Origin of the sequence: Brevundimonas sp. (assembly GCF_023259385.1) — a bacterium.
In the GTDB taxonomy this organism is placed as follows: Bacteria; Pseudomonadota; Alphaproteobacteria; order Caulobacterales; family Caulobacteraceae; genus Brevundimonas.
Genome location: NZ_JAHFPF010000236.1, coordinates 1 through 5,461 on the forward strand (window position 1 = coordinate 1; position 5,461 = coordinate 5,461).

Consider the following 5,461-nt stretch of genomic DNA (forward strand, 5'->3'; position numbering starts at 1 on the left):
GCCGAACGCGCGTCGCCCGGACGGACAGCCCTATACGACCGAGGATCTGAGAACCCTGCAGGACTGGGTGATCCGACCGCAGCTGCGCAACACCAAGGGCGTGACCGAGGTCAACACGATTGGCGGATATGAGCGTCAGTATCACGTCACGCCCCAGCCCGATCGTCTTTCCGCCTATGGCGTGACCATGGCCGAGGTGGTCGAAGCGCTGGACAACAACAACGCCAACGTCGGCGCCGGCTATGTCGAACGCTTCGGCGAGCAGTATCTGATCCGCGTGCCAGGTCAGGCTTCGACCACCGAGGATCTGGGCAATGTCGTCATCGCCACGCGGGGCGGGGTTCCGATCCGCATCGCCGATGTCGCAGACGTGGGCATGGGCGAAGAACTGCGCACCGGGGCCGCGACTGAAGATGGCAAGGAGACCGTGCTCGCCACGGTTCTGATGCTGGCCGGCGAGAACAGCCGTGTGGTGGCCCGGGCCGCCGCCGTCAGCCTGGAGGAGGCCGCGCGCGCGTTGCCCGAGGGGGTGACGGCATCGCCGGTCTATGACCGGACAGACCTGGTCGAGCGCGCCATCCACACGGTCGAGAAGAACCTGCTGGAAGGCGCCCTGCTGGTCGTCGTCGTGCTGTTCCTGCTGCTCGGCAACATTCGGGCGGCGTTGATCACGGCGGCGGTCATTCCGATCACCATGCTGATGACCATCACCGGGATGGTGCAGACCGGCACGTCCGGCAATCTGATGAGCCTCGGCGCACTCGACTTCGGCCTGATCGTCGATGGGGCCGTCATCATCGTCGAAAACTGTCTGCGCCGCTTCGGCGAGGCCCAGCACCGCCTGGGTCGCATCCTGACCAAACAAGAACGCTTCGAGCTGGCGGCCTCGGCCTCCAGCGAGGTCATCCGGCCCTCGCTGTTCGGTGTGATGATCATCACCCTGGTCTATGTGCCGATCTTCGGCCTGACCGGGGTCGAGGGGAAGATGTTCCACCCGATGGCGATCACCGTCGTCATCGCCCTGACGGCGGCCCTGCTCCTGTCGTTGACCTTCGTGCCGGCGGCGGTGGCCATGTTTGTCACCGGCAAGGTCGAGGAAAAGGACAGCTTCGTGATGCGCTGGGCCCGGGTCGGCTATCAGCCGGCGCTGGACTTCGCGTTGAAGACCCGGGGTTTGATGATCGGCATCGCCGTGGCGCTTGTGTTGCTGGCGGGCTTCGGCGCCTCACGGATGGGTTCGGAGTTCGTGCCCAATCTCGACGAAGGGGACATCGCCATGCATGCGCTGCGAATCCCCGGCACCAGCCTGAGCCAGGCCATCCAGATGCAGACCGCACTGGAAGCCAGGATCGCCGAGTTCCCCGAGGTCGAGCGGGTGGTCGCCAAGATCGGGACCGCCGAGGTCGCCACCGATCCGGTGCCGCCCTCGGTCGCCGACACCTTCATCATGCTGAAGGACCGCTCCGACTGGCCCGATCCGAGAAAGCCCCGCGGCCAGCTGGTCGAGGAGATGGAAGCCGCCGTGAACGAAATACCCGGCAGCAAATACGAGTTCACCCAACCCATCCAGATGCGGTTCAACGAACTGCTTTCGGGCGTGCGCGCCGACGTCGCCATCAAGATATTCGGTGACGATCTGGACGAACTGCTGAGACTTGGGGCCGAGATCGAAGGCATCGTCTCGACGGTCGAGGGCGCGGCCGATCCCCAGACCGAACAGATCACCGGCCTGCCTGTGCTCCAGATCACCCCGAACCGCGCCGCCATGGCGCGCCTGGGGCTGAGCGTGAACGACGTCCAGTCGGTCATCTCCACCTCCATGGGCGGCACGACGGCGGGGCAGATCTTCGAGGGCGACCGGCGTTTCGACGTCGTCGTTCGACTGCCCGAGGATCTGCGGGCCGACACCGACGCCATCGGCCGCCTGCAGATCCCGTTGCCGGCAAGCGAGGGGCAGGCGCGCCAGTTCGTGCCCCTCGCCGAAGTGGCGACGATCGAGCTCACGGTCGGTCCCAACCAGATCAGTCGCGAGAACGGCAAGCGCCGCATCGTGGTCACGTCCAACGTCCGCGACCGCGACCTGGGCTCCTTCATCGGGGAGGTTCAGGAGCGGGTCGACACCGAGGTGACAATCCCCGCCGGCTATTGGGTCACCTATGGCGGCACGTTCGAACAACTGATCTCCGCGGCCAAACGGCTTCAGGTCGTGGTCCCGGCGGTGCTGCTGCTGATCTTCGGCCTGTTGTTCGCCCTGTTCCGCTCGTGGAAGGACTCGGCGATCGTCTTCTCCGGCGTGCCCCTGGCCCTCACCGGCGGGGTGGCCGCCCTGATGATGCGCGATCTGCCGCTGTCAATCTCGGCCGGCGTCGGCTTCATCGCCCTTTCGGGGGTGGCGGTGCTCAACGGCGTCGTCATGGTCAGCTTCATCCGGGGCCTGATCGAGGAGGGCAAGCCGATCCCGGAGGCCATCCGAGAGGGTGCCCTGACCCGTCTGCGGCCGGTGCTGATGACCGCCCTGGTCGCCAGCCTGGGCTTCGTGCCGATGGCGCTCAATGTCGGGACCGGGGCCGAAGTGCAGCGGCCTCTGGCCACGGTGGTCATCGGCGGGATTATCTCATCGACGCTGCTGACCCTGCTCGTGCTCCCGGCCCTCTACAGCCTGGTGCACGGCCGCGACAGGCCCGAGGATCGCCCCCGTCCCGCCTGGCTCGACCACCTGCCGTTCCGCGTCAAAGGCAGGCGGAAGTGATGGGGATCGGCGATCGCCGTGGACCCAGGGCTTCTACGTTCCGTCCTCAAACCTCAGAAAGATTCTCATGACAGTTGCGTATCGCCGCGACCGCCGGTCGTGGCTTCAATCACCGGCGATGGCACTGGCCGCCATCCTGCTGTTCTTCCTCATGGACGGAGCCATGGGCCAGGCGCTGGCCCATGGCGTGGCCGACGGCGACAAGGGCTACATCCAGGAGACCTCGGGCTTCCTGTTCTGGCCGTTCCTGTACCTGGGGGCCAAGCACATGGTCACCGGCTACGACCACCTGCTGTTCCTGGTCGGCGTGATCTTCTTCCTCTACCGGATGAAGGACATCAGCATCTATGTGACGCTGTTCGCCATCGGCCACTCGTCGACCCTGCTGCTCGGCGTGCTGACGGACATCAGCGTCTCCAGCTATCTGGTCGACGCCATCATCGGCCTCTCGGTCGTCTACAAGGCGCTCGACAACCTGGGCGCCTTCCAGCGGTGGTTCGGCTTCCAGCCCAGCACCAAGGGAGCGACCCTGATCTTCGGCCTGTTTCACGGCTTCGGCCTGGCGACCAAGCTGCAGGACTTCAACCTGTCGCCTGACGGACTGATCAGCAATCTCATCGCCTTCAACATCGGCGTCGAGGCGGGCCAGCTTCTGGCCCTCGGCGCGATCCTCATCGTCATGGGGTTCTGGCGCAAGACGGGCAGTTTCTGGCGTCACGCCTACGCCGCCAACGTCGTCCTCATGACCCTCGGCTTCATCCTGACGGGCTATCAGCTCGTCGGCTTCTTCGTCGTCTGACCGGAGACCTCACATGTACAACGCCAACAAACCCACCGACGCGGACCTGCCCTCGACGCGCAAGCTGCTGAAGTCCACCGGCATAGCCGTTGCGGTCGCCACGGGCTTGCTCGTCACGGTCGTCATGCCCGCCGAATACGGCGTCGATCCGACCCGGGTCGGCTCACTGTTCGGCCTGACCGAGATGGGGCGGATCAAGGTCTCCCTCGCCGCCGAGGCCCAGGCCGAAGAAATCGCGGAAGCGACGCCCGCCGCCGGGGGCGTTGCGCCTCCCGTCGAGACGACGGCGGCGCCGACGCCGGCCGGCGCTGCCTCGGCGGCCGCGGCCGGTCTGCGTTCCGACCGGACCGTTCTCACCCTCGCGCCCGACGAGGGAGCCGAAATCAAGCTGGTGATGCAGGCCGGGGCCACGGCGCGCTTCACCTGGACCAGCAGCGGCGGGCGGATCAACTACGACACCCACGCCGACCGTCCCGGCACGCCCTATCACGGCTATAACAAGGGCTCGGCCGAGCGGGTCGAGGATGAACTGACCGCCGCCTTCACCGGCAGCCATGGTTGGTTCTGGCGCAACCGCACGGGCCAACCCGTGACGATCACCCTGGTCACCGAGGGCGCGTACAGCGAGATCAAGCGGGTAGTCTGAGCGACCGGGTCACTCCCTCGTCGTCGGCCAACGATCATGTTGTTCGTCGATGACGAAGGGGTGGGCGTGGTCCGCGTCATTCCCGCCGCGGCCCTCGCGCCTGTGAGGGTCGTCGGCCGGAAGATCCGCATGACTGTGGGGAAGGTTCTCGGGGTCACGGGCGGGCCAGATCAGCAGGCCCAGGACAGTTCCGGTCGCGCACAGCCCCGCCAGCACCAGGAAGGCCGCGCCCGGATCAACGGCGGCGCTGACCAGACCCGCCACGGGATAGGCGATCAGCCAGCAGGCATGGGACAGGGCGAACTGCGCCGCGAACAGGGCTGGTCGGTCTCCCGCGTTGGACGACCGGCGCAGAGCTCGCCCCGCCGGGGTGATCGTCAGCGAATATCCGAAGCCCATGATCACCCACAGCGCCAACAGCGCGACGTAGCTCACGGCCAACCAGGTCCCCGCCAGCAACACTCCGGTCATCGTCGCCGCGCCCAGCACCATGGCCGAGCGGTCGGTCAGCCGACCGAGCAGTCGCGGCAGAAACACCGCCGCGGTCATGGAGCCGCCGCCGAACGCCGCCAAGGCCCAGGCCGTCGCCTGGCCAGATAGACCAAAGCGCGACTGAACGAGAACGACGGTGTTGACGAACACCATGGCTCCGCCCGCCGCGGTCGCGAGGCTGATGGCCAGCAGGCCCCTCAGGCGCGGGGTCAGGGCGAACAGGCGCACCCCGCCGGTAAGGCGTTGCAGGAAGGGCTTCTGAGCGGCTCGGCTGGGTTTGGGCAGGACGGCGCTGACGACGAAGAAAGCCGAGACGACGAAACCCACGGCCGTGCCCGCGAACAGGTTGTTGTAACTCATCACCGCCAGCAGAAGGGCCGCCAGCACGGGACTGGCGACGCTCTCGAGGTCGGCGGCGAGCCGCGAGAGAGACAGGGCCTTGGTGTATTCGCCTTCGTCCGGCAACAGGTCGGGGATCATCGCCTGGAAGGCGGGGGTGAAGGCGGCCGAGGCCACATAGAGCACGGTCATCAGGGCATAGACCTGCCAGGCCTCGCCGACGAATGGCAGGGCGGCGGCCACGCCGGCGCGCACCACGTCCAGCGAAACCAGCAGCACCTTCCTGGGCAGCCGGGCCGAAAGTGCGCTCGCGAACGGCGCCACGCCGATATAGGCGATCATCTTGATCGCCAGCGCCGCGCCGAGGATTTGGCCCGCACTGGCACCCGCGAGGTCGTAAGCCAGCAGCCCGAGTGCCACGGTCGCCATCCCGGTC

4 protein-coding genes are annotated in these 5,461 nt (G+C 66.9%); 3 read left to right on the top strand and 1 reads right to left on the bottom strand.

Going from position 1 to position 5,461, the window contains the following annotated elements; all coding sequences use genetic code 11:
* The 3 genes from Q0C81_RS15355 to Q0C81_RS15365 form a co-directional block, all read left to right on the top strand.
* The coding region (locus Q0C81_RS15355; protein ID WP_291839853.1) for a CusA/CzcA family heavy metal efflux RND transporter at positions 1-2,749 on the top strand (2,749 nt) is incomplete at its 5' end.
* Between the two features lie 118 nt (positions 2,750-2,867).
* Positions 2,868-3,548 (top strand): HupE/UreJ family protein, encoded by a 681-nt coding sequence (locus Q0C81_RS15360; RefSeq protein ID WP_291839856.1) that lies wholly within the window; start codon positions 2,868-2,870, stop codon positions 3,546-3,548.
* Between the two features lie 13 nt (positions 3,549-3,561).
* Positions 3,562-4,194, top strand: a complete 633-nt coding sequence (locus Q0C81_RS15365; protein WP_291839859.1) for a transmembrane anchor protein — start codon at positions 3,562-3,564, stop codon at positions 4,192-4,194.
* Positions 4,195-4,203: 9 nt separating this feature from the next.
* Here the strand turns inward: Q0C81_RS15365 and Q0C81_RS15370 are convergent.
* A partial coding sequence (locus Q0C81_RS15370) for an MFS transporter (RefSeq protein ID WP_291839862.1) occupies positions 4,204-5,461 on the bottom strand: 1,258 nt, incomplete at its 5' end.

Excerpts from the sequence above, each read along its gene's own strand:
- Q0C81_RS15360 (WP_291839856.1), top strand. The coding sequence starts at position 2,868 with ATGGCACTGGCCGCCATCCTGCTGTTCTTCCTCATGGACGGAGCCATG.
- Q0C81_RS15365 (WP_291839859.1), top strand. The coding sequence starts at position 3,562 with ATGTACAACGCCAACAAACCCACCGACGCGGACCTGCCCTCGACGCGC.